Below are 22,506 nucleotides of genomic sequence, written 5' to 3'. Positions count from 1 at the left end.
GCCCTCCGATTACTCGGGAATGCGCGCGCCGTCCCATGCGAAAACACCGCCGCTGTCAGCGGGCGACAGGCCGTCCAGCACGGCCAGCAGGCGACCGGCCGAATAGTCGGCGGTGAACAGCTTGTCGGCCGCCACGCCCTTCTGGAACGGCACGCTCAGCGCCGTATCGACCGTGCCGGGGTGCAGGCCGGCGACCACCGCCTGCGGATGGGTTCGTGCCAGCTCGATCGCCAGGTTTTTGAGGATCATGTTCAGCGCCGCCTTGGACGCGCGATAGCTGTGCCAGCCGCCCAATCGATTGTCGCCGATCGACCCCACCCGCGCCGACAGGGCGGCGAAGACGGCGCGCCGGTCCCGCGGCATCAGCGGTAGGAAATGCTTGGCCACCAGGGCCGGGCCCACGGTGTTGACCTGATAGTCCCGCAGCAGATGCTCGGCCGTCATGGCCTTATAGGTCCGCTCCGGCTCATGGCCGTGATGCAGCACGCCGGTGGCCACGAAGATCAAAGACGGAGCAGGCCCCTCGCCCACGCCACGCGCCGCCTGTGCGACGCTAGGTTCATCGGTGAGGTCCAGGCCCGCGCCGGATCGTGACAGGGCATGGACCGTCGCATAAAGCCCCGACGCCTTGAGCGCCTCCACCATGGCCGATCCGATGCCACCCGAAGCGCCGATGACCACTGCTGCCTGATCCGTCATGAATGACGCTCCTGTCTGACGCATCAGCAAGAGGGCAATCCGCGCCGGCCGACAAGGCGACCGATTGACCTGAGTGCGGTCGCGCGCCAGACCGCCACCTCACGCGCCAAGCCGAGAGACGACAGCCATGCCCATCACCACCGTTGGCCTCGATGCCGACGACACCCTCTGGCACAATGAGACGATCTTTCGCCTGACCCATGCGCGGTTCGTCGATTTGCTGGACGATCATGGCGACGCCGAGGTGATTGAGGCGCGGCTGGCCGAGACGGAGCAGCGCAACCTGCGTCTCTACGGATACGGCGTGAAGGGCTTCACCCTGTCGATGATCGAGACGGCCATGGAGCTGTGCGACGGCGGGGCCCCGCCCGAGGTGGTACGCGAGATTCTGGCGGCGGGACGCGAAATGTTGGCCCACCCAGTTGAAACCTTGCCCGGGGTAAACGAGGCGCTGGCCGCGCTTTCCGAAAAATACCGCCTCGTCCTGATCACCAAGGGCGACCTGCTGGATCAGGAACGCAAACTTGCCGCATCTGGCCTGGGCGACCTGTTCGCTGCCGTCGAGATTGTGTCGGAGAAGGATCGCGGCACCTATGAGCGCATCTTCGCCCGTCATGGCACCGGGGCTGACCAGGCCGTCATGGCCGGCAACTCCATGAAGTCGGATGTCCTGCCTGCGCTGGCAGCGGGGGCCTACGGTGTGCACATCCCCTACCATGTGACCTGGGCCCACGAACTGGCCGATGCGCCTCAGGACCATGACAGGTATGTCGCGCTGGAGAACATTGACGCTCTTCCCGCCTGGATCGAGCGGATGGATCAGTCGTAGCCCAGAAGCGTCCGCAGCCCCGGTGCGTGAACATCGACCAGGCGGCGCTGGGTTTCCGGCAGGGTGTCCGGCAGTTGAAAGCCGTCTGGCAGGACCAGATTCTCACGCGCCGTGCGGCTAAGCTTGCGGTCCGCGCCCACCGCCACGCGCTCGCGCCAGTCATCGGGTCGGTCGATACCCGCGGCATCTAGCAAGGAAGCGAAGAAGGCCTCGCTCTTGGCTGAGTCCAGGTCCTTCACAGCGTCCACGGCATCCTCGTAACGGACCAGATGAACCCCCGTCCCCAGCCAGGCGACGGCGTTGTGGGTGTAGATGTCGTTTAGTGCAGGCACCTTCTGGTGAATGCCGAAGATCATCATGTTCAGCAGCACATCGCTGGAGAAGAGCCGTGGAATCTTCAGGTGCTGAAGGTTGGGTTGTTCGAAGGCATCCGACACATGGAAACGCGCGCGGGCGATGACCCAGTCGTAAGGATCGCGAACCAGGACGATGTGCCGTGCATAACGGACATTGGCGACCGACTGGTCATCGAACAGCAGATGCGCCATCGCCAGCTTGGGCGCAGAGGGATCCAGGGCGTCCAGATGCTCGTGCATGTTCGGGATCTGGATGAAGTCGCGCGCATGGTGCTGATCGACAGGGACGAACATGCGCAGGATGTTGCGCAACAGGTGCGTGCCCCCCTTCGGAATGCTGTTCATGAGAACGGGCTGTCGCAGCGGTTTCTGGGAAAAGCGCACGACCTCGCGGTCAAGGGTGTCGGCTATGCCTTTGATGATCGCCAAATGTTCCTCCTGAGCGCGACCTACTGAAGGGACGCGTTATCGAAAAAGGGCGGTGGATTTCGCCACCGCCCTCTCGATTAGACTGGGTGAGTGACCCTTAGAAGGACTTGCTCACCCGCAGGAAGGCGCGGCGGCCATAATAGGCTTCCTGATATTGCGACGACAGGATCGAGTTGCCGGTCGTACCCACGGCGACGGACGAGGCCGCAGGCGGCAGCTCGTCGAAAAGGTTGGCCACGCCGCCAGACAGGGTCCAGCCGCCGGTGACGCCCGAACCTTCAGACGTGTAGGACAACGAAACGCTGTGGAAGCCGGTGAACTCCGCATCAGCCTTGATCAGGCCCTGACGACCTTCAATGACCTGGAAGGCCGACTGGCCGTTGCGGATGCGATCAGGACGGTTGTCCTGCGGCCCGATCCAGTCGAAGCCCCAGAACGCAGTCCAAGGTCCGCGGTTGATGCTGGCGTTGAAGTTACCAACCAGCTTGGGACTGCCGATATCGCCGAGGAAGTCGGTGCTGAAGTCAGCGAAGGTCGCCTGGTTGGACTCTAGGGTCCAGGTCGTCTGGGTGTCCAGCGACAGCGTGCCCCAATCGAAGTCATGGAACCACCGCGCCGTGAAGTCGAAGCCACGGTTATTCTGCTCAGCGATGTTCAGGTAGCTGTCGCGGACCTGGCTGATCGCACCGTCAAGCGTCGGGTCGCGATCGAACTGATTACAGATCGGATCGTTCGGGAAGTTCTCCGACAGGTAGCAGGCTTGCAGAATGCCGCCGGCACCCAGAACGTCGACCTGATCCTCGATCTTGATCTCGAAGTAATCAATCGCGACGCTCAGATTGCTGTCAGGCGGGGTCAGCACAAGGCCGATGACAGTAGCCTTGGAGGTTTCAGGTTCCAGAACGCCCAGTCCACCACCGGTCACGACCTCGGCCGAGGCCACGCCACCGGTGAAGTCGCCTGCGACGCCGCCGCCGGGGCCCGCCGCGCTGGTGCAGTTCACGTAAAGCGGGTCGGTCGTAGCCAGAACGCCGTCGGCCACGCGCTGGTCGAGGTTGAGGCAGGGGTCGATGTTGCGTTGACCGACAAAGCTGGTCTGGTCAGCCAGATACAGTTCGAACAGGGCCGGTGCGCGGAACGACGTTCCGTGCGTGGCGCGAACGCGGATCGTATCGCTGATCTTCCAGTTCAGGCCGACCTTGTAGGTCGTGGCGTCGCCAGAGGTATCGGTGTCGGTGTAACGACCCGACAGCGACAGATCCAGGCCCTGGACGTAGGGCATATCGGCCAGCAGCGGGATTGCCAGCTCGACGTAGGCCTCGTTGGTCGTGTCGGAACCCTGGGTCACGCCAGCGCCGCTCAGGCCCCAGCTGTTGTTGGCCAGGGTGACATCGCCCGGAGTGTCGACGATCTCATCCTTGCGCAGGTGGAAGCCGAAGGCGGCACCCAGCGGACCCGCAGGAAGCTCGAACAGGTTACCGGCCAGCGAACCCTCTACGTAGGTTTGCTCGTAGATGGTGGTGCCAGTTTCGGTATCGAACAGGAAGGCCCGCTCTGCGTCGGTCAGGTCACCTGCCAGGAAACCCGGACGGGTGAAATCGACATCCACGCAAGGACGGTTCGTACCGGGCAGGTTGCGGCCAGCGCACAGTGCCGTCTTGAAGCTCGTTGAATCAACCGCATCCTTCAAGATGACGTCGTTGGTGTATTCCGCATCCGAGCGGCTGTATTGGCCGAAGATATCCCAAGACCAGTTGTTCAGGCCGCCGATGCTGAAGTTGCCGCGCAGGCCGACGACCGCACGGGTGTAGTCCACCTTCTGAGACGCATCGAAGTGATCGGTGATCGCGGTCGGGCTCAGGATGTTGGGGCCGACGAAGTCGTTCAGCGGATCGCCGAAGGTCGAGGTGTAGACGTAGTTCCAGAACTGGCGATAGCTGTCCGTGCGGCTTTCGCGGCGGTTCAGCAGCAGTTCAGCATAGGCTTCGACACCGCCGCCCAGTTCATATGCGCCTTCACCGAACACGGTGTAGCGCTCGGTCTCGGGAATGATCGACTCTTCCAGGGCGAAGTCGGACAGGTTGTTGACCACCGAACGCGAGGCCGCATCGTAGTTGACGATGTAGAAGCCGTCCGGCGCCGTCGGATACATGGCCGAAGTGGCCGGGTTCGTCGGGCGTGTCGGGATGTAGCGGCCCAGATCGCCATCGTAGTCGAATTGGAAGCGGCCGGCGCGGCCCGAGAAGTCGGCACCGTAGACGTAGATATTGCCCCAGGTCAGGTCGGTGCACTGCGGCTGGCCCGTACGCGGATCGACACGATCGACGCGCGTGTTGGTGCCCGGCGCGGTGATGTACTGGTTGCGGCAGATCAGATAGTCGCGCTCGCCGGCAGCCAGCTTCTCCTGGCGGTAGTAGTCGGCCGACAGGTTCACGTAGCCGCGATCGAACTGCTTACCGAAGGTTCCGGAGATGTTGTACTGCTCGCCACCCTGATCGAAGGGAGCCGAAGCGAAGGCCGTCATCTCTCCACCGTCACGAGCGCGTTCGGTGATCAAGTTGACGACGCCGGCGACAGCGTCCGAACCGTAGATCGACGACGCACCGTCCTTGAGCAGATCGATGCGGTCGATAGCCGACTGAGGAATGACGTTCAGGTCGAATGCCGAGACGCCACCGCGCGTACCGGCCGGACCGGCACGGCGACCGTTCAGCAGCACGAGCGTGCGGTTCGCACCCAAGCCGCGCAGCGAGATAGTCGCGGCACCGGGGCCACCGTCCGTCACGAAGGCGCTGGAGATGGTCGAGTTCACCTGAGGCGAACCAGAGGCGAGCGTCGAGCTCTGCAGCAACTGGACCGTATCGCTTAGGCCGCGCTGCTCGGCGCGGTCTGCCGTCAACACCTGAACAGGCGACGGGCTGGTGAACTCATTCTGAGGGATGCGCGAACCCGTGACGACGACGTCGCCCAGATCGGTGGCCTGCGAATCCTGCTCTTCGGCATCCGGCTGGGGCTGCGGGGCAGTCTGCGGCGGCGTCTGAGCCAGGGCAGCGGAGGCAACGAAAACACCCAGGCCCGACAGAATCGTTGTCGTCAGCAATCGAGAATAACGCACAAATAAATCCTTTTTGTTTCGGCTGCCGCAGCGCGAATCCATGCGCAAACGCCGACCTGTCCAACGGGTCACATTACGGTCGCTTTTTCGACACGCAAGCTCACCGCCGCCGCAAGAGGCGTTTAGTGCGATACTGTAGCACATGGGCACCACGCCAAATGGACACCTGCAGGCCGCGCACTGAAGTCGAGTCCTTGGGGTCAGAGCGCCACGTCAGCATGTCTTTTTCGTGCGGCGTGCACTTCGGCTTGCTTGTCGATGCACCGCCTGTCGCACATCATGCACCGGTACTGCTGATCAGCCCAAGAACAAGAACCTGTCGAATACATGGATAATAAAACTATCGTGTCGCTGCCCAAAACTGGGAAACTTTCAAATGTGGCGACATTGAGCGCTAATATCGCGATTTAATGTTTGAATAACATTGGAATATTGCACTAAATGCAATGGTAGAGCTTGACCATCTCTCCCTGACGAAGCCTTTTGCATTGCGCCGTCGAACCGTCGACATAACTGCGTTATTCAGATAGCTTGGGTTTTTAATCTATGATCGATATTCGCAAGTCGCTGCTTGCCACCACGATGCTGGCCGGCTCAATCGCCATTTCAGGCCCTGCGCTGGCACAGACCGCTCCCGCTAATCAGCCAGCCAATACCGCCACCGGTCAGGAACCTCTGAATCAGGCTCCGGTGGCTCAGGACGATGCAACGGAGCTCGGCGAGGTGGTCGTGACCGGATCACGCATCCGTCGTGATGCTACCAACTCCCCGACGCCTCTGATCCAAGTCCAGCGCGAAGCCCTGCTGTCGACCGGCCAAGCCACGGTGATCGATTATCTGGCCACCATCCCGGCCCTCTCGAACTCCGTCGTGCCATCCGACACGACCGGATCCAACCTGGGCGATGGCGGACTGTCGCTGCCGAATCTGCGCAGCCTGGGGTCGAACCGCACGCTCACGCTGGTCGATGGCCGCCGCCATGTAGGCTCCAGCGGCGGATCCTTGGCCGTCGACATCGACACGATCCCGCGCCTGCTGATCGAGAATATCGAGATTGTCACCGGCGGTGCCGCCTCGGTTTACGGTGCCGACGCCGTGTCCGGCGTGCTGAATTTCATCCTGCGCAAGGATTTTGAAGGTCTCGAGATCGACGCCAACTACGGCATGATCAACCAGGACGGTCAGGCCAACCGCCGCATCTCCGCATTGGCAGGTGCCAATCTGCTCGGCGGCCGCCTCAACGTTTATGCCCACGGCGAATATGAAGAAGTCGATGAGGTGACCTCCAACAACATCGACTGGATCAACGACGCACCCTTCCGGGCCGGCATCGACGCCGATCCGACGACGGCTCCTTTCGATGGCGACCAGGACTTCCAGCTGTTCAAGAACGTCCGCCGTATGGATATTCCGCGCTGGGGTGCCACTACCTTGGCCAACTCGCAGCCCGGCTCGCGCCTCAGCGACCCCGACGTCCCCTATGAGGACTGCTTCGCTCCCGACGGAGGAGGTGGCGAGTTCTTCACCTACAGCAACAACTGTTTTGCTCCCAACCCCGGCAAGACGTTCTACTACGATGGATCGACCGCCCGCCTGGCCAACTTTGGCCAGCGTATCGGCAACACCGGCTTGTTCCGCCCCTACAACATCGGCGGCGATGGCGAGAACATCGCCGACTTCTCGACCGGCTCGCGCGTACCGCGTTCGGAATCCGCCCGCTTCCAGGTCGGTGCCACCTACGAGGTGACGCCGGACATCGAACTGTATGCAGAGGGCAAATACGTCACCGAAGACACCTTCGACGTCGGCCAGCCCACCTTCTTCAATATCGATCTGGTCAACTCATACAGTGCCGGCACGGCCAACCCGATCTATGCGGTCAACAACTTCGACCTGCGCTGGTCGGACAACGCCTTCCTGCCGCAACTGGTCAAGGACGCGATCGCGGGTAACCAGATCAACCGTTATGCGCCGCCGACCGACGACGCCGACAGCGTGCTGGTGGGTTCTCAAGGTCTGCAGATCGCGCGTCACAGCCTGTTCGGGCCTGACCGCACCCAGGACAACACGCGTGAGCTTCAACGCTACGTCGTGGGCCTGCGAGGCTCACGCGAGCAACTGGGCTTCGTGAAAGATTTCAACTGGGATATCGGTTACACCTACGGTCAGGTCGATATCGAGAACCGTGAGCGTGGCGTCGATGGCCAACGATTCGCCCTGGCTGCTGATGCGGTGCTCGATACGGCTGGGATCGTGAACGGCAGACCCGGCGAAATCGTCTGCCGCGTCCAGCTTCTCGACGCTCAGGGTGTGCCCAACGGAGCATTGGGTGACCCGCAACGCGGTGGAGACCTGCGCGACAGCGACTACGGCCGCCGCAGCATTGACGAGTGCGCCCCGCTGAACGTCTTCGGCAAGGGTAACCAGAGCCAGGCCGCGCTCGACTACGTCGACGCCACCATCGGCATCACCGAGCGCAACGAGCAGGAGCAGGCCATCGCTTCGGTGTCGGGCAATCTCTGGGACTTCTGGGGTGCTGGTCCGCTGGGCGTCGCCCTGGGCGCCGAATATCGTCGCGAAGCCACCTCGGCCACCGGCCGCGACCGCGACACCGATGGGCGTCTGCTGTTCCTGAACACGGGTGCCGACTTCCCGGAAGTTGAATACGATTCCAACGAGTATTTTGCGGAACTTTCGGTCCCGCTGTTCCGCGACAGTTTCCTGGGTGAGTATGCCGAGCTGAGCGGCTCCTATCGCTACGCAGACTACTCGACCGTTGGTGATGTCGATGTGTACGGCGTCAACCTGGTCTATCGTCCGATCCAGGACATCGCGTTCAAAACCAGCTACAACACGTCAGTGCGCGTGCCGGATCTCGGCGAGAACTTCTCGCCGCTTGGCCAGACCTTCGCCAACGCGTTCGCAGATCCCTGTGCCACTTTGGCGATCGCTGCGGTTCAGGACGCCGAAACCCGGCAGAACCGGATCAACAACTGTACGGCGCTGGCTGCCGATCAGGGATTGACGTTTGACTTCGCCGGGGCGACCGCGACCAACCTGGACGACTTCAACCCGAACTACACCTCGGGCATCGCCGGCTCGCTGGGCGGCAACCCGAACCTGCGACCTGAAGAGTCGAACAGCTTCACGTTCTCAACGGTGCTGCGTCCGCGCTTCATCCCGAACTTCTCGCTGGTCCTCGACTATTACGAGATCGAGATCGAACAGGTCATCTCGGCCGTCAGCGCGGCGACCGCTGCGGCCAACTGCGTCAACGGCGCGACACTGAATGCCGATGCCTGTGAAACCATCTTCCGCAACAATCCGGACATTCCGTTCGGGGTGGGTGCACCAGCCGGCGACGCCGTCGGCGGGTTCATCGAGCGGTCGTTCAACTACGCCAAGCTGCAAACGCGCGGACTGGACTTCACGGCCAGCTACCGTCTCGACACGCTGGAAATGACAGGCCGCGACTTCGGTCAGTTTGACTACCGTCTCGCCGGTTCCTGGTTGATCGACCAGAAGGAGTTCCTGAACGAAGGCGACCCGACGGACTTCACCGAACTGGCCAGCGGCCTGTTCTACCCGCGCGTTCGTCTGACCTCGTCGCTGACGTGGGCACCCAACGAGATCTGGAGCGTCAACTGGACCGCTGACTGGCAAACAGCCCAGGACATCGTCAACGTCCGCGATTTCGTGAACAACGCCGATGCCCGTCTGGTCAGCGAACTGGATACCGAGAACTTCACGCGCCACGACTTTACGGTGCGCTGGAATGCTCGCGAGGACCTGACGGTGCGCGCCGGTGTCGTAAACGCCTTTGATGCGGAGCAGGCCGACTATCTGGGGACGACGCTCTATTCGAACTTCGACCCTTACGGCCGTCGCTTCTTCATCGGCCTGAACTACCGCCCGTTCTGATTTCGGAACTGGCAATCACGGATCAGGGGCGGCTCACAAGGGCCGCCCCTTTTTCGTAGCGCACAGCAAATGGCACCGCCTGGCGCATTGCGGCTTGCCCCCGCCGCCCGTGCTCATTAGACGGACCGCTTAACCGACAACCCGAACGGAGCCGCGCCGGCGTATCGCCCGCGCCGGATTTTCGTGCGCGAAAGGACCGTTGCCGCCGTGACCGCATCCGATGTCCCGCACGACGAGCGCGACGCCATGATCCGGGCGTCCCTGGCGGAGCATGGCGACAGTGGCGTCACGCCCCGGCACACCCTGTTCTACTTCTATGGCGAGGGTGATCACGACGACCTGAACGAGGTCGCGCGGCGCGCCGGCTTCATCACGCGCGGCCAGGACGAGATGACCGTTCTTGAGACCACCATGGCGGTGGACGAAGCCTCGTTCGCGCCCGTTTCATCCATGATGCAATCCTGGGCCGCGGCCTTTCAGCTGGACTATGACGGCTGGGAGTGCGCGGTCGTGACGAACTAGACGGAGGCTGAGATGCCCAAGCGTACGGACATCCAATCCATCCTGATCATCGGCGCCGGGCCGATCGTGATCGGTCAGGCGTGCGAGTTCGACTATTCGGGCGTTCAGGCGTGCAAGGCGCTGAAGGCCGAGGGGTATCGGGTGATCCTGGTCAACTCTAACCCCGCCACCATCATGACCGACCCGGAGGTGGCCGACGCCACCTACATCGAGCCGATCACGCCCGAGATGGTCGAGAAGATCATCGCCAAGGAGCGGCCCGACGCCCTGCTGCCAACCATGGGTGGCCAGACGGCGCTGAACACGGCCCTGGCGCTGGACGCCTCCGGCGCACTGAAGAAATACGGCGTCGAGATGATCGGGGCCAAGGCCGAGGTCATCGACAAGGCCGAGGACCGTCAGAAGTTCCGCGACGCCATGGACAAGCTGGGGCTGGAAAGCCCGCGCTCCAAGGCGGCCCATTCGATGGAAGAGGCGCTGGAGGGGCTGGAGTTCGTCGGCCTGCCCGCCATCGTGCGCCCCAGCTTCACCCTGGCCGGGACCGGCGGCGGCATCGCCTATAACCGCGAGGAGTTCGAGGAAATCGTCATGCGCGGGCTGGACCTGTCGCCGACGACCGAGGTGCTGATCGAGGAATCGGTGCTGGGCTGGAAGGAGTACGAGATGGAGGTCGTCCGTGACACGGCGGACAACTGCATCATCATCTGCTCCATCGAGAACGTGGACCCGATGGGCGTCCACACCGGCGACAGCATCACTGTCGCCCCTGCCCTGACGCTGACCGACAAGGAATATCAGCGGATGCGGACCGGCTCGATCAATGTGCTCCGCGAAATCGGGGTCGAGACGGGCGGATCGAACGTGCAGTGGGCCATCAATCCGGCTGACGGCCGCATGGTCGTGATCGAGATGAACCCGCGGGTGTCGCGGTCCTCGGCGCTCGCGTCCAAGGCGACCGGCTTCCCCATCGCCAAGGTCGCGGCGCGTCTGGCCGTCGGCTACACGCTCGATGAACTGACCAACGACATCACGATGGTGACTCCGGCCAGCTTCGAGCCGTCCATAGATTATGTCGTGACCAAGATCCCGCGCTTCGCCTTCGAGAAGTATCCGGGCTCGGAGCCGTTGCTGTCGACCTCGATGAAGTCGGTCGGCGAGGTCATGGCCATCGGCCGGACCTTCCAGGAGAGCATGCAAAAGGCGCTGCGTGGTCTGGAGACGGGCCTTAACGGCTTCGACGAGATCGAGATCGAGGGAACCGACGGGTCCGGGGACGAGGCCTCCATCCGCGCCGCCGTCGTGCGGGCGCTGGGCCAGCCGACGCCGGACCGCATCCTGGTCATCGCCCAGGCCTTCCGCCACGGCCTGACGGTCGAGGAGGTCAATGCCGCCTGTTCCTATGAACCGTGGTTCCTGCGCCAGATCGCCGACATCGTCCGCACTGAGGGCCACGTCCGCGTCACCGGCTTGCCCGTCGAGCCCACCGAGTTCCGCAAGCTGAAGTCCAAGGGCTTCTCCGACGCCCGTCTGGCCCAGTTGACGGGCACCACCGAAGCCTCCGTTCGCAAGGCGCGCCGTGCTCTGAACGTGCGCCCCGTCTTCAAGCGTATCGACACCTGCGCCGCCGAGTTCGCCTCCGCCACCGCCTATATGTATTCGACCTATGAGACCGGGGCGCTGGGCCAGGTTCCGGCCTGCGAGTCCAACCCGACCGAGGCGAAGAAGGCCATCATCCTGGGCGGCGGACCGAACCGGATCGGGCAAGGGATCGAGTTCGATTACTGCTGCTGCCACGCGGCCTTTGCCTTCGCCGACATCGGCGTTGAAAGCATCATGGTGAACTGCAACCCCGAGACGGTTTCGACGGACTACGACACCTCCGACCGGCTGTATTTCGAGCCACTGACGGCCGAGGACGTGCTGGAACTGATCGACGTCGAGCGGTCCAGGGGCGACCTGATCGGTGTGGTCGTACAGTTCGGGGGCCAGACGCCGCTGAAGCTGGCCCATGCACTGCAGGAGGACGGCGTGCCGATCCTGGGCACGTCGGTAGACTCCATCGACCTGGCCGAGGACCGCGAGCGGTTCCAGAAGATGCTGCATGACATCGGCCTGATCCAGCCGCCTAACGGCCTGGCCCGCAGCGCCGAAGAGGCTGCGCAGAAGGCGGAAGAGGTCGGCTATCCCGTCGTCCTGCGTCCCTCCTATGTGCTAGGCGGACGCGGCATGATGATCGTCCACGACCGCGAGCAGCTGGACCGCTATGTCCATGAGGCCATGCGGGTGTCGGGCGACGACCCCGTGTTGATCGACCACTATCTGAACCGCGCCACCGAGGTGGACGTCGACGCCCTGTGCGACGACGAGACGGTGTTCGTGGCGGGTGTGCTGGAACATATCGAGGAGGCTGGCGTACATTCGGGCGACAGCGCCTGTTCCATGCCGCCCTGGTCGCTGTCCGCAGAGATCGTGACCGAGCTGAAGCGTCAGACCACCGAAATGGCGAAAGCGCTGAAAGTGCGCGGCCTGATGAACGTCCAATTCGCCATCGAGGAGCCGCACAGCGACAACCCCCGCATCTTCGTGCTGGAGGTCAATCCGCGCGCATCCCGCACGGCCCCCTTCGTCGCCAAGACCATCGGCCAGCCGATCGCCGCCATCGCCGCCAAGGTCATGGCCGGGGTGCCGCTGAAATCCTTCGGCCTGGCCGACAAGGCGTACGACCATATCGCGGTCAAGGAGGCGGTCTTCCCGTTCGCCCGCTTCGCCGGGGTCGACACCATCCTGGGGCCGGAAATGCGCTCGACCGGCGAGGTCATGGGGCTGGACTGGAAGCGCGACGGCGAGGCGGATATGGCCCCCGCCTTCGCCCGTGCCTTCGCCAAGAGCCAGATCGGTGGCGGCACCACCCTGCCCGTCTCCGGTTGTGCCTTCATCTCGGTTAAGGACGAGGACAAGCCCTTCATCGTCGATGCGGCCAAGACCCTGCTGGCCGTAGGCTTCACCCTGATGGCCACCGGCGGCACCCACAGCTATCTGGTCGAACAGGGCCTGGCCGTGACCCATGTGAAGAAGGTTCTGGAGGGGCGTCCCCATATCGTGGACGCCATGAAGAACGGCGAGGTCCAGCTGGTCTTCAACACCACCTCGGGCAAGCAGTCGCTGCAGGACAGCTTCAGCCTGCGTCGCACCGCCCTGATGATGAAGATCCCCTACTATACCACCACCGCCGGCTCCCAGGCCGCAGCCCAGGCCATCGGCGCTATCAAGGCGGGCGATTTGGATGTGCGGCCGGTGCAGGATTACGCTTAATCTGATTTTGGCGTAGCGTGCGCTATGCGCTCGCTGATCGCCTCCCTGCTGGCCATGTTCATGCTCGCTGGTCGTGGCGAGGCGGTAGCTAGTGATTGGCGGGATGCGGACCTGGGCCACGCCATCATCGAAGGTGTCGCCGACCGGGATCATATCTGGCTGAGAGGCGCGACCGGAAAAGTCGTCCGCTTCGAGCGCGCGACCGGCGAGCGTGCCATCATCGCCGAAGACGTTGTGGACCTGTTGCCCGACAACGGTCGTCTCTGGTTGCTGGGCCAACGCGGCGGGACGGACCTCTACTACGTCGTCAATCTGTTGGACCCCATCAGCGCAGCCGGCCTGGGTTCAGATCAGCGGCGCGGTGACCGCCAGCTTCACCCCGGTGAACAACATGAGGGGCAGGTTCTTGGCCTGGTCACTTGGCCCGGGTTAGAGCGACCGGCCATCGTGTACCAGCGAGGTATCCTACCGCTGTCGGAAGGATTGCGTCGACAGCAGTTCGCCGCATCGCTCGGTCCTTATGCTCGCCTTGCCGCCGTGGATCAGAGCGGCATCTACGCTGGCTACAACCTCGGAGAATGGGGCGGGGGTCTGCGCCGGGTTGATGCGGCGGCCGGGACCATTTCCTTCGTGACGGAGGAAGGCGAGAAGATTTGCGAGGGTACGCTGAACCCCGCTTGTGACCCGGTGGTGGGCCTGTTTGCCGATCCTGAAAGACCCGGATGCTTGATCGTCGGCTCAGGCATTTCACACATGGGGCTAAGCAAGGGCCGCGTCTATCGGGTGTGCAATTCTTCCATAGAACTCGTCTTTTCCACACCGACCCCTGCGGTCAAAGATCAATGGATGATGGTGCCACAGCCTTGGCCGCTTGACGGATTGTTCGAGATTACGAATGGGTGGATCGGGACAAGCCGCGATCGGTACTTTCGTTCGGATGATGGGCTCGTCGAGGAAAGGCCGATGCCACAGTTTCGAGATTGGGCCGGGCTGCGTATTAGCGATGAGCAAGATGGCGTCTTATTCATCGTCGCATCGTGTTGCTGGGGCTCCGGCGAAAACCCGACGCTTTACAGGGCTATCGCTGTACCCATCGGCGCATAATTAAAGCGCACGACGATTTCCCTCCTAAATTCCCGCCGCCGCCTCCGGGTCGGCCACGGCATCCCGCCCCTCCACGATGCGGGCGGCGGTCAGGTCGGCGGTGACGTTGCCGACGGTGCGGAAGATGTCGGGGATGACCTCGACGGCCAATAGAAGGGGCAGCAGCTCCAGCGGCACGCCCATGGCGAGCGCGATGGGGGCGACGCTGGCGAAGAAGGAAATCTGGCCGGGCAGGCCGACGGTGCCGACGCTGATGGCCATCGCGGTCAGGCCGCCCGCGACCATGACCGGCAGGGTGATCTGAACCCCGAACAGATGGGCGCAATAGATGACGACGGCGAGATTGGCGACCGGCGAGGTGATGCGGAAGACGGCGACGGCCAGCGGCAGGACCAGTCCAGCCGTGGCCGCCGAGACACCCAGGCGACCGACCGCCCGCTCGACCATGATCGGCAGGCTGGCCAATGACGACTGGGTCGAGAAGGCCACGACCTGGGCAGGGGCGATGCCCTGCGCGAACCGGCCCAGGCCAATCCGGCCCCAGACGGTGGCCACGGCATAGAGGATCAGGATCAGGCCGAGGATGGCCAGGCTGACGATGGCGATATAGTGGGCCAGGACCCCAGCCGCCCCGATGCCCGCGCGCAGGCCCACGCCCATGGCCAGGGCGAAGACACCGACCGGCGCGGCCCACAGCACCCATTGCACGATCACGATCATGGCCTGGGCCACGGCCTCGAAGAAGATGGCGATGGGCTGGCGCAACCGTCCCGGCAGGCGGGTGGTGGCGAATCCAAACGCGATGGCAAAAACCACGATCGCCAGGATGGCGTCGTCCGCCGCGGCCTTGATCGGGTTGGACGGCGCCAGGCCCGCGACAAACGCCCCGAAACCGCCGGACTTTGCACCCTCGGCGACCGCGGCGGCCTGATCCGGGGAGACGCCGGCCAGCAGGGCCCGGGCCTCCGCGATATTGATCGGCCAGATCGCATGCAGCCCCATGGAGGCGGCGAAGGCATAGGTGGTCGCGAAGACCAGCAGGACCGCAAAGACGATCAGCGCCTTGACCGCCAACCGCCCGGTCGAGGTCGCATCCGCGATGGAGGCGATGCCGGTCACCAGCAACGCAAAGACCAGCGGGATGATCGTCATGCGCAGGGCATTGAGCCACAGCTGGCCAAGGGCGTCGATGGCCGCCACACTGGCCGTGCCGCCGGGAATGCCCCAGGCCTGGGCGGCGGCCCCTGCCGCCAGACCGGCGACCAAGGCGACCAGCACCCTGAGCGACAGGGACGACATGACGGCGGCGGTGCGGGATTGGGCCATGCGGTGACGCTAGCCTGTGAATCGCCCGCTGCGAAGCGATGTCGCAGGGCTGAACGGCGATGAACGGCCAAGGCTGCGGCGCGTTAGGTCACCGAAGGAGATCAACCATGCCCATTCCCAAACTTTCGCCCAGCCTTGTGACCCTGGTCGGCGGCCTGCTGTTCAGCAAGGGCGGACGGCGCGTGGCCGGACGCCATGCCGGCAAGCTGGCCCTGGCCACCCTGGCCTTCCAGCTGTGGGAAGCCCGCCGCGACCGCCGCGCCGGCAAGCCCTCGCAGGGCCAGTCCCAGCGCCCCGGCACCAAGTCCGAGACGCATCCGCGCCAGCGCTGGAGCGGTCGCCGCGCCTGATTGTACCGGTTCTCGAAAAGGCTGGACGGACGCGGCGTAAGCATGCGTGACTGACCGTACAGCCTGACCGGAGCGCGCCCATGATTACCGTCCACCACCTCGCCGATTCCCGTTCGCAGCGCGTGCTGTGGCTGCTGGAGGAGTTGGGACGGCCGTATGAGGTAAAGCGCTACGAGCGCAATCCGGCGACCATGCTGGCTCCACCGGAACTGAAGGCCATCCATCCGCTGGGCAAGTCGCCGGTTGTCGATGACGGCGAGGTGCGCGTGGCCGAGACCGGGGCCATCGTTGAGTACCTGCTGGAAGGCCCCGAGGGTGCCGCCCTGCGTCCCGCGCCCGGAACAGAGGCGGGTCGGCGCTATACCTACTGGCTGCACTATGCCGAGGGCTCGGCCATGACGCCGCTGCTGCTGAAACTGATCTTCGGCCAGTTGCCCAAACGCTCGCCGGGGCTGGTGCGTCCGGTGGTGAAGGCCATCAGCGCCAAGGCCCAGGACGGCTTCATCGATCCCCAGATCGCAGCCCACACCGCCTATTGGGAGGCCGAACTGGGCAAGTCGGAGTGGTTTGCCGGCGATCGGTTCAGTGCCGCCGACATCATGATGAGCTTCCCCATTGAGGCTGGGGCGACCCGCGCACCCTATGACGACAAACCCCGCCTGAAGGCCTATCTGGACAAGATCCACGCCCGGCCAGCCTACCAGCGGGCGCTTGAGCGGGGCGGACCCTACAGCTACGCCTGAGTGGCGGTGCAGACACAGTCACGGGCTGTTGAAGGCGGAGCCGCAACCGCGGTGGCCACCATCCGTTAATGAGCTTATGCGCCTCAAAACCATTCAAATCGTCGCGGCCCTGACCGCCGCCCTGTCCTTTGTGCTCGCCTTCATCGCCGCCGGCATCTTCATCGTGTCCGTGGCCTTCATGGCGATCGGCATGGCCATCCTCGGCTGGCTGGCCTGGAGCCTGATGAAACACATCCGCGCCCTGTCGCGTCGCCGCGTTGCCGGAACACGGGTCGCCAATCGCCCCTAGGGGTCTTGAACGTTTTGACGGTGTGCCCTACCCTCTTTGGCCGGTCGCAAGCGCCCTGCGATCACAAGTGCCAGTCAATCTGTCCAGTCGGGCGATAACCAAGAAATTCACGACATATGGAAAAAGTGCCGATGACGGCCGAGGGCTACCGTGTCCTCGACGATCAGCTGAAGCAATTGAAGTCCGTGGAGAGGCCGAGCGTGATCTCGGCCATCTCGGAAGCGCGCGAGCATGGCGATCTCTCCGAGAATGCCGAGTATCACGCCGCCAAGGAGCGTCAGGGCTGGATCGAGGGTCAGATCGCCGAGATCGAGGACAAGATCAGCCGCGCACAGGTGATTGACGTCTCCAAGCTGAGCGGAACCCAGGTCAAGTTCGGCGCGACCGTCACGGTCGTCGACGAGGACACCGAGGAAGAAGGCCGCTACCAGATCGTCGGCGAGCATGAAGCCGATGTGAAGGCAGGCAAGATCTCCATCGCCTCGCCGATCGCACGCGCCATGATCTCCAAAGAGGTCGGCGATGTGGTCGAGGTCAACACCCCCGGCGGCGTGAAGGCCTACGAGATCCTCAAGGTCGAGTGGAAGTAACGGCCGACAGGTCGCCGCTTTCGATCTGGGTCGTCTCCGACGGCCGGGCCGGTATGGAAAATCAGGCGCTGGGGTTGGCAGAAGCCCTCCAGCGCCTTTTGCCGTCCGAGATCACCATCAAACGGATCCGCTGGCGGGCCGCCTTCGACAAGCTGCCGTCGGCGCTGAAGGCCCCGTGGATGCTGGACCCGTACGCCGACGCGCCGTTTCCGAAAGCGGGTGAGGCGTGGCCGGATGTGTGGATCGGGACGGGGCGGGCCACCCTGCCCTTGTCGCTGACGGCCAAGCGGCGCTCCGGCGGCAAGACCTTCGTGGTGCAGACGCAGGATCCGCGCTGGCGGACGTCGGACTACGATCTGGTGGTCGCGCCACGCCATGACGGGATCGAGGGTCGCAACATCCTGTCGATCACAGGCTCGCCGCACCGGATTTCATCTGATCGATTGGCGGAAGGGGCCGAAGGGTTCGCCGATGTGCTGGAGCCCCTGCCCCATCTGCGCGTAGCGGTGCTGATCGGCGGAAAGTCGCGCGCTCATGACCTGCCCGAAGCCCATGCCGCCGCCCTGGCCGACCAGATCGCCGGGGCTATCGAGGCGGCGGGCGGTTCGCTCATGCTGACCTATTCGCGACGCACGCCCGAGGCGGCGAAGGCGACAATCACGGCCCGGCTGGCGCACCTGCCCGGCCTGATCTGGGACGGTGCCGGACCAAACCCCTATTTCGCCTTCCTGCATTTCGCCGACCATATACTGGTGACCGAGGACAGTGCCAACATGGCCGCCGAGGCCGCCTCGACAGGAAAGCCGGTGCACATCCTGCCGATGGTGGCGACCCGATCGGCCGACAAGTTCGCGCGTCTGCATCAGGATCTGCGCGACCGGGGTGCCGCGCGGCCGTTCGACGGGCGTCTGGAAACCTGGACCTATGAGCCGTTGAACGAGACCGAACGCGCCGCGCGGGCCATCATCGAGCGCTTACAGGCCTAGTCGCCGCCACCGCCGCCGTCACCGCCTCCACCGTCCGAGCCGTCGCTGCTGTCGAAGCTCTTGTCGCGACTGCTGGTGTCGCCACCGACCAGAGGGGTGCCGCCATCGCTGCCGCTGTCGTCGCCCTGTTTGCGCTTGCGAGCGTTCTGCTGATCGAAGGCGACGCCCAGGCCAGCGCCGATGGCGATACCCAGACACAGCCACAGGGCCAAGTCATCGGTCGCCACCCCGATGGCGACACCGATGCTGAGGCCCATGCCGATCCCGATGCCGATGGCGCTGCGACCTTCCATGTGCATACCCTTCCCTGCCTGTGAAGAACGATCACCCTAGCATCGCACAAAGGGGAATCACTGCCTAAATAGGTGTCATGAGCACTCCCCGTACCGTCCGCGTCGCCATCATCGGGTCCGGCCCCGCCGGCTGGACCGCCGCCATCTATGCCGCGCGCGCCCTGCTGCAACCCGTGGTGATCGCCGGCCTTCAGCCCGGCGGCCAGCTGACCATCACCACCGATGTCGAAAACTACCCCGGCTTCGCCGACGTCATTCAGGGCCCCTGGCTGATGGAGCAGATGCGCGCCCAGGCCGAGCATGTCGGCACCGAGATCATCGAGGACATCGTGGTCAAGGCGGACCTGTCGCAGCGGCCGTTCCGGCTGACGCTGGACAGTGGCACGGAGATGCTGGCCGAGACGGTGATCATATCGACCGGAGCCCAGGCCAAGTGGCTGGGTCTGGAGAGCGAGGCAAAGTACCAAGGCTTTGGCGTTTCCGCCTGCGCCACCTGCGACGGCTTCTTCTATCGCGGCAAGGAAGTGATCGTGGTCGGTGGCGGCAATACCGCCGTCGAGGAGGCGCTGTTCCTGACCAACTTTGCGTCGAAGGTCACTGTGGTGCACCGCCGCGACGAGTTCCGCGCGGAGAAGATCCTGCAGGAACGCTTGCTGTCCAATCCAAAGGTGGAGGTGGTCTGGGACAGTGCGATCGACGAAATCCTGGGCGAGACCAACGACTTCGGCGGGGTCAATGTCACGGGCGCGCGCATCAAGAACGTCAAGACGGGCGAAACCCGCGATCTGGCCGCCGACGGCGTCTTCATCGCCATCGGCCATGCGCCGTCGTCAGAGCTTTTCGCAGGCCAGTTGGAAACCAAACAGGGTGGCTATCTGGTGGTCAAACCCGGGACTGCGGCCACGGCCATCGAAGGCGTCTGGGCAGCCGGCGACGTGACGGACGACATCTATCGCCAGGCCGTCACGGCGGCGGGCATGGGCTGTATGGCGGCGCTGGAGGCGGTGCGTTTCCTGGCCGAAGAAGATCACGCCAAGGCCAATCATCCGATCAGCCACAAGGAAGCGGAGAAGATCGGGGTCTGGTAGCCTGATCAGGTGGTTGGCGATCCGGCCGACTGACCTTCCAGCGTATCCTCACGCGGATCATAACCATATTGAGCCAAGGCACTGGCCTGGCGATGAACCGCCTCAGCAAGAATATCGACGTAGGCGTCCAAATCCTTGGGCGTCTCGATCAACAGCGTATTCAGCTTGTCAATCTGGCTTCGGGCGAGGCGTGGGCTGACCATATCCCACCCCGGAAAGTCTCGATGGGTGATCGTGCGTCGTGCCAGCACTTCCATGTCACGATGACGATGATCGACAAGCAGTCGGGCCAGCAGATCCTCCAGCCGATCGCTTCGCCCTTCCAGAATCTGCACAAAACGCCCGCCGGTGAAGGTCAGCACGCCGGTAATATCGTCACGGGCATTGTTGCGACGCGCCTCCGCAAGGATATCCGCCGCACTGATCGGATTGGTGACTTCGCGAGTATCTATACTGACGTAGACCAGCTGTTCGAGCGCATCAGAGCCAGTTGTCGGCGAACTCACGACGTGCATCAGGCGAACAACTGCAAGCCCGGAGGGGCATATTCGATGGGACGACCCTGTCGGCGGCACAAAGCATATTCGACTGCGGTTTCAACTGCACGCTCGTCGGTGGGCTTGGTGAGAACGCCGAGCGCGCCTGTGACGCCGTTGCGGACCATGCCGGGATTGGCGGTCATGAACAAGACAGTGACACCCTTCTCCTGACCCAGTTCACGACCCAGTTCGACACCTGTTGGGCCGTCGGACAGATGAATGTCCACCAGAGCCAGATCTATGTCTTCCTCGCGCACGATCTCACGCGCCGTGCGGGCTTCCGCAGCGGTGCCGACGACCTGGTAACCCAGGTCCTCGAGAACGAAACGAAGCTCCATCGCTACGATGGCCTCGTCTTCGATGATGAGGATACGCGCAGACATAGCCTTTACCCTAATACTCCGAAGCTGAATGAACGGTGTGTCGCCAAGTCGTCACAACGCGACGACGGATTTAGGGTTTCCGCAAACCCGTATCATGCGGCGTTTTGTGCGGCGCGGCGTCGCGACAAAGCCGTGGCGGGCAGGCTGGCCGTCACTTTCAATCCGTCCCTGTGCCATTCGCGCACCAGTTTTCCGCCCAGTTGGCCTTCGACCGACAACGATGCAAGCGACGAGCCAAAACCCTGGCGGGTCGGCTCGGCGACAACGGGTGGTCCGCCGTGCTCGACCCATTCAAGAACGAACTGATCCTGCTCCTGACGGGTCGTCAATGTCACAGTCCCGTCCCCGACGGATAGGGCTCCATATTTGTAAGCATTCGTGGCCAACTCGTGGAACAGCAGCGCCACCGACGTCGCGGCCTGATCGTCAAAGACGGCATTGTCCCCGGTCACGCGCACGCGCGGCTGTCCATCCAGGCCGGTATACGGGCTGAAAAGCGCATTCAGGAAAGCATGTAGGGTCGTATCAGCCATCGCCGGGGCCGAGGCGTCGCTGTGTGGCCGCACGAACTCGTGCGCCTGGGCCAGAGCATTGATGCGGGTGCGCACTGCGCTGGCAAAGCCCTTGGCTTCCGGGAACTGGCGCGCCGACAGGGCGATCAGGGCCGACACGACGGCGAAAATGTTCTTGATCCTGTGGCTCAACTCCTGGCTGACCAGCTCCTTGGTCTGCTCCGCCCGCTTGAGGTCATCGATATCTGTGCAGGTCCCAAACCAGCGTGTGATCCGACCCTCGGCGTCGAGGATTGGGTTCGCCCGGCCCAGGGTCCAGCGATATATGCCGTCGTGACGGCGCAGGCGGTATTCAATCTCGTAAGGCTCGCCGGTTTCCAGCGAGTGCGTCCACCGCCTGCGGGCCCTCTCCTGATCCTCGGGATGGAACATGCCGTTCCAGCCCTCACCGTCCGTCGACCCGGCTGGCACACCCGTGAACTCGTACCACCGCGCATTGTAATAGTCGTGGAAACCGTCCGGCAGCGTCGACCAGACCATCTGGGGCATGGAGTCGGCGATCGCCTGAAACCGCGCCTCGCTGTCGGCCAGCTTGACCCCCGTCGCCCGGCCTGTCGTCAGGGCTTTACGCAGTTCCAGCTGGGTCATGACCTGTTTGGCGAGCACAGACAGGGCATGGGCCTGAAGGTCCGTGAGGCCCTGGGGCCGAGGGCGGCTGTCGATCACACAAAGCGAACCCAACGGCTGCCCGTCGCTGGTGACCAGCGGAGCCCCGGCATAGAAGCGGATGTGCGGATCACTCGTCACCAAGGCGTTGTCGGCAAATCGCGGGTCCAAGGTCGCATCCGGGACGACCATGATGTCGTCGCCGTGCATGGCGTGAGCGCAGAACGACAGATTCCGTGGTGTGCAGCTCACATCCAGACCGACGCGAGCCTTGAACCACTGCTCGTGTTCTCCCACGAGGCTGATCAGGGCCGTCGGCGCGTCGCATAGTCGAGCCGCTAGTCCCACGATGTCGTCGAACGCCGCTTCAGGTGCCGTATGCAGAATGCCATAGGCTTTCAGGGCTGACAGGCGGGCCGTCTCATCGGTTTCAATCGAGGTCGAGGACACGCAA

20 protein-coding genes are annotated in these 22,506 nt (G+C 63.7%); 12 read left to right on the top strand and 8 right to left on the bottom strand.

What is annotated here, in order from left to right; genetic code table 11:
* Positions 1 to 9 precede the first annotated feature (9 nt).
* Positions 10 to 699 carry an SDR family NAD(P)-dependent oxidoreductase gene (locus ACE3TH_RS03535; RefSeq protein ID WP_374597397.1) on the bottom strand — a complete coding sequence of 230 codons (690 nt, stop codon included), beginning with the start codon at positions 697 to 699 and terminating at the stop codon, positions 10 to 12.
* A gap of 127 nt (positions 700 to 826) precedes the next feature.
* Between ACE3TH_RS03535 and ACE3TH_RS03530 the strand changes: the two genes are divergently transcribed.
* A complete protein-coding gene (locus tag ACE3TH_RS03530; protein ID WP_374597395.1) occupies positions 827 to 1,528 on the top strand; it encodes an HAD family hydrolase in 702 nt (233 codons plus the stop codon).
* Here ACE3TH_RS03530 and ACE3TH_RS03525 read toward each other — a convergent pair.
* Positions 1,519 to 2,178, bottom strand: a complete 660-nt coding sequence (locus ACE3TH_RS03525) for a hypothetical protein (RefSeq protein WP_374597393.1) — start codon at positions 2,176 to 2,178, stop codon at positions 1,519 to 1,521. The genes ACE3TH_RS03530 and ACE3TH_RS03525 overlap by 10 nt on opposite strands.
* Between ACE3TH_RS03525 and ACE3TH_RS03520 the strand changes: the two genes are divergently transcribed.
* On the top strand, positions 2,152 to 2,340 hold the full coding sequence (locus ACE3TH_RS03520) for a hypothetical protein (RefSeq protein ID WP_374597391.1): 189 nt from the start codon (positions 2,152 to 2,154) through the stop codon (positions 2,338 to 2,340). The two genes, ACE3TH_RS03525 and ACE3TH_RS03520, sit on opposite strands and share 27 nt — an antisense overlap.
* A 70-nt stretch (positions 2,341 to 2,410) precedes the next feature.
* Here ACE3TH_RS03520 and ACE3TH_RS03515 read toward each other — a convergent pair whose 3' ends face one another.
* The gene (locus tag ACE3TH_RS03515; RefSeq protein ID WP_374597389.1) at positions 2,411 to 5,428 is read right to left on the bottom strand and encodes a TonB-dependent receptor plug domain-containing protein; all 3,018 of its coding nucleotides are present in this window, start codon (positions 5,426 to 5,428) and stop codon (positions 2,411 to 2,413) included.
* Positions 5,429 to 5,974: 546 nt separating this feature from the next.
* Here ACE3TH_RS03515 and ACE3TH_RS03510 point away from each other — a divergent pair.
* The 4 genes from ACE3TH_RS03510 (at position 5,975) to ACE3TH_RS03495 (ending at position 14,287) form a co-directional block, all read left to right on the top strand.
* Complete coding sequence (locus tag ACE3TH_RS03510) at positions 5,975 to 9,349, top strand: TonB-dependent receptor domain-containing protein (protein ID WP_374597387.1); 3,375 nt, start codon at positions 5,975 to 5,977, stop codon at positions 9,347 to 9,349.
* A 207-nt stretch (positions 9,350 to 9,556) separates the two neighbouring features.
* Positions 9,557 to 9,871: a ribonuclease E inhibitor RraB gene (locus ACE3TH_RS03505; RefSeq protein ID WP_296165003.1), complete on the top strand. Its 315-nt coding sequence runs from the start codon at positions 9,557 to 9,559 to the stop codon at positions 9,869 to 9,871.
* Positions 9,872 to 9,883: 12 nt separating this feature from the next.
* The gene (gene carB, locus ACE3TH_RS03500) at positions 9,884 to 13,183 is read left to right on the top strand and encodes a carbamoyl-phosphate synthase large subunit (RefSeq protein WP_374597385.1); all 3,300 of its coding nucleotides are present in this window, start codon (positions 9,884 to 9,886) and stop codon (positions 13,181 to 13,183) included.
* Between the two features lie 24 nt (positions 13,184 to 13,207).
* Positions 13,208 to 14,287 (top strand): hypothetical protein, encoded by a 1,080-nt coding sequence (locus tag ACE3TH_RS03495; protein WP_374597383.1) that lies wholly within the window; start codon positions 13,208 to 13,210, stop codon positions 14,285 to 14,287.
* 24 nt (positions 14,288 to 14,311) lie between these two features.
* On the opposite strand, the gene ACE3TH_RS03490 is transcribed toward ACE3TH_RS03495, so the two are convergent.
* Positions 14,312 to 15,613 carry a dicarboxylate/amino acid:cation symporter gene (locus ACE3TH_RS03490; RefSeq protein WP_374597381.1) on the bottom strand — a complete coding sequence of 434 codons (1,302 nt, stop codon included), beginning with the start codon at positions 15,611 to 15,613 and terminating at the stop codon, positions 14,312 to 14,314.
* 107 nt (positions 15,614 to 15,720) lie between these two features.
* On the opposite strand from ACE3TH_RS03490, the gene ACE3TH_RS03485 reads away from it, so the two are divergent.
* From ACE3TH_RS03485 to ACE3TH_RS03465, 5 genes are all read left to right on the top strand, one after another.
* A complete protein-coding gene (locus tag ACE3TH_RS03485; RefSeq protein WP_374597379.1) occupies positions 15,721 to 15,963 on the top strand; it encodes a cysteine protease in 243 nt (80 codons plus the stop codon).
* Positions 15,964 to 16,043: 80 nt separating this feature from the next.
* Positions 16,044 to 16,706, top strand: coding sequence for a glutathione S-transferase (locus tag ACE3TH_RS03480; RefSeq protein WP_374597377.1), 663 nt, complete (start codon positions 16,044 to 16,046; stop codon positions 16,704 to 16,706).
* Positions 16,707 to 16,782: 76 nt separating this feature from the next.
* Positions 16,783 to 16,995, top strand: coding sequence for a hypothetical protein (locus ACE3TH_RS03475; protein WP_296170426.1), 213 nt, complete (start codon positions 16,783 to 16,785; stop codon positions 16,993 to 16,995).
* A 116-nt stretch (positions 16,996 to 17,111) separates the two neighbouring features.
* Entirely contained in the window at positions 17,112 to 17,585 is a 474-nt protein-coding gene (greA, locus tag ACE3TH_RS03470; protein WP_296170423.1) for a transcription elongation factor GreA, read from the top strand.
* Positions 17,586 to 17,638: 53 nt separating this feature from the next.
* Entirely contained in the window at positions 17,639 to 18,571 is a 933-nt protein-coding gene (locus tag ACE3TH_RS03465; protein ID WP_374597374.1) for a mitochondrial fission ELM1 family protein, read from the top strand.
* On the opposite strand, the gene ACE3TH_RS03460 is transcribed toward ACE3TH_RS03465, so the two are convergent.
* Positions 18,568 to 18,864, bottom strand: coding sequence for a hypothetical protein (locus ACE3TH_RS03460; RefSeq protein WP_374597372.1), 297 nt, complete (start codon positions 18,862 to 18,864; stop codon positions 18,568 to 18,570). The genes ACE3TH_RS03465 and ACE3TH_RS03460 overlap by 4 nt on opposite strands.
* A gap of 77 nt (positions 18,865 to 18,941) precedes the next feature.
* Here ACE3TH_RS03460 and trxB point away from each other — a divergent pair, with 77 nt between their 5' ends.
* Positions 18,942 to 19,952: a thioredoxin-disulfide reductase gene (trxB, locus tag ACE3TH_RS03455; protein ID WP_374597371.1), complete on the top strand. Its 1,011-nt coding sequence runs from the start codon at positions 18,942 to 18,944 to the stop codon at positions 19,950 to 19,952.
* 5 nt (positions 19,953 to 19,957) lie between these two features.
* On the opposite strand, the gene ACE3TH_RS03450 is transcribed toward trxB, so the two are convergent.
* From ACE3TH_RS03450 to ACE3TH_RS03440, 3 genes are all read right to left on the bottom strand, one after another.
* A complete protein-coding gene (locus ACE3TH_RS03450) occupies positions 19,958 to 20,458 on the bottom strand; it encodes a BLUF domain-containing protein (protein WP_374597369.1) in 501 nt (166 codons plus the stop codon).
* 8 nt (positions 20,459 to 20,466) lie between these two features.
* Positions 20,467 to 20,889, bottom strand: a complete 423-nt coding sequence (locus ACE3TH_RS03445; RefSeq protein WP_374597939.1) for a response regulator — start codon at positions 20,887 to 20,889, stop codon at positions 20,467 to 20,469.
* 77 nt (positions 20,890 to 20,966) lie between these two features.
* Positions 20,967 to 22,502: a sensor histidine kinase gene (locus ACE3TH_RS03440; RefSeq protein ID WP_374597367.1), complete on the bottom strand. Its 1,536-nt coding sequence runs from the start codon at positions 22,500 to 22,502 to the stop codon at positions 20,967 to 20,969.
* Positions 22,503 to 22,506: the final 4 nt, after the last annotated feature.

The sequence above is a fragment of the Brevundimonas sp. genome, assembly GCF_041919755.1.
Lineage (GTDB): Bacteria > Pseudomonadota > Alphaproteobacteria > Caulobacterales > Caulobacteraceae > Brevundimonas.
This window is presented reverse-complemented; position numbering and strand designations above follow the sequence as displayed.

What these genes read in the sequence shown, in the direction of transcription:
- ACE3TH_RS03485 (WP_374597379.1), top strand. Translation starts at nt 15,721, where the DNA reads ATGCCCATTCCCAAACTTTCGCCCAGCCTTGTGACCCTGGTCGGCGGC.
- ACE3TH_RS03525 (WP_374597393.1), bottom strand. Translation starts at nt 2,178, where the DNA reads ATGTTCGTCCCTGTCGATCAGCACCATGCGCGCGACTTCATCCAGATC.
- ACE3TH_RS03460 (WP_374597372.1), bottom strand. Translation starts at nt 18,864, where the DNA reads ATGGAAGGTCGCAGCGCCATCGGCATCGGGATCGGCATGGGCCTCAGC.
- trxB (WP_374597371.1), top strand. Translation starts at nt 18,942, where the DNA reads ATGAGCACTCCCCGTACCGTCCGCGTCGCCATCATCGGGTCCGGCCCC.
- greA (WP_296170423.1), top strand. Translation starts at nt 17,112, where the DNA reads ATGGAAAAAGTGCCGATGACGGCCGAGGGCTACCGTGTCCTCGACGAT.
- ACE3TH_RS03520 (WP_374597391.1), top strand. Translation starts at nt 2,152, where the DNA reads ATGGTGCTGATCGACAGGGACGAACATGCGCAGGATGTTGCGCAACAG.
- ACE3TH_RS03480 (WP_374597377.1), top strand. Translation starts at nt 16,044, where the DNA reads ATGATTACCGTCCACCACCTCGCCGATTCCCGTTCGCAGCGCGTGCTG.
- ACE3TH_RS03490 (WP_374597381.1), bottom strand. Translation starts at nt 15,613, where the DNA reads ATGGCCCAATCCCGCACCGCCGCCGTCATGTCGTCCCTGTCGCTCAGG.
- ACE3TH_RS03465 (WP_374597374.1), top strand. Translation starts at nt 17,639, where the DNA reads ATGGAAAATCAGGCGCTGGGGTTGGCAGAAGCCCTCCAGCGCCTTTTG.
- ACE3TH_RS03495 (WP_374597383.1), top strand. Translation starts at nt 13,208, where the DNA reads ATGCGCTCGCTGATCGCCTCCCTGCTGGCCATGTTCATGCTCGCTGGT.
- ACE3TH_RS03510 (WP_374597387.1), top strand. Translation starts at nt 5,975, where the DNA reads ATGATCGATATTCGCAAGTCGCTGCTTGCCACCACGATGCTGGCCGGC.
- ACE3TH_RS03535 (WP_374597397.1), bottom strand. Translation starts at nt 699, where the DNA reads ATGACGGATCAGGCAGCAGTGGTCATCGGCGCTTCGGGTGGCATCGGA.
- carB (WP_374597385.1), top strand. Translation starts at nt 9,884, where the DNA reads ATGCCCAAGCGTACGGACATCCAATCCATCCTGATCATCGGCGCCGGG.
- ACE3TH_RS03475 (WP_296170426.1), top strand. Translation starts at nt 16,783, where the DNA reads ATGCGCCTCAAAACCATTCAAATCGTCGCGGCCCTGACCGCCGCCCTG.
- ACE3TH_RS03530 (WP_374597395.1), top strand. Translation starts at nt 827, where the DNA reads ATGCCCATCACCACCGTTGGCCTCGATGCCGACGACACCCTCTGGCAC.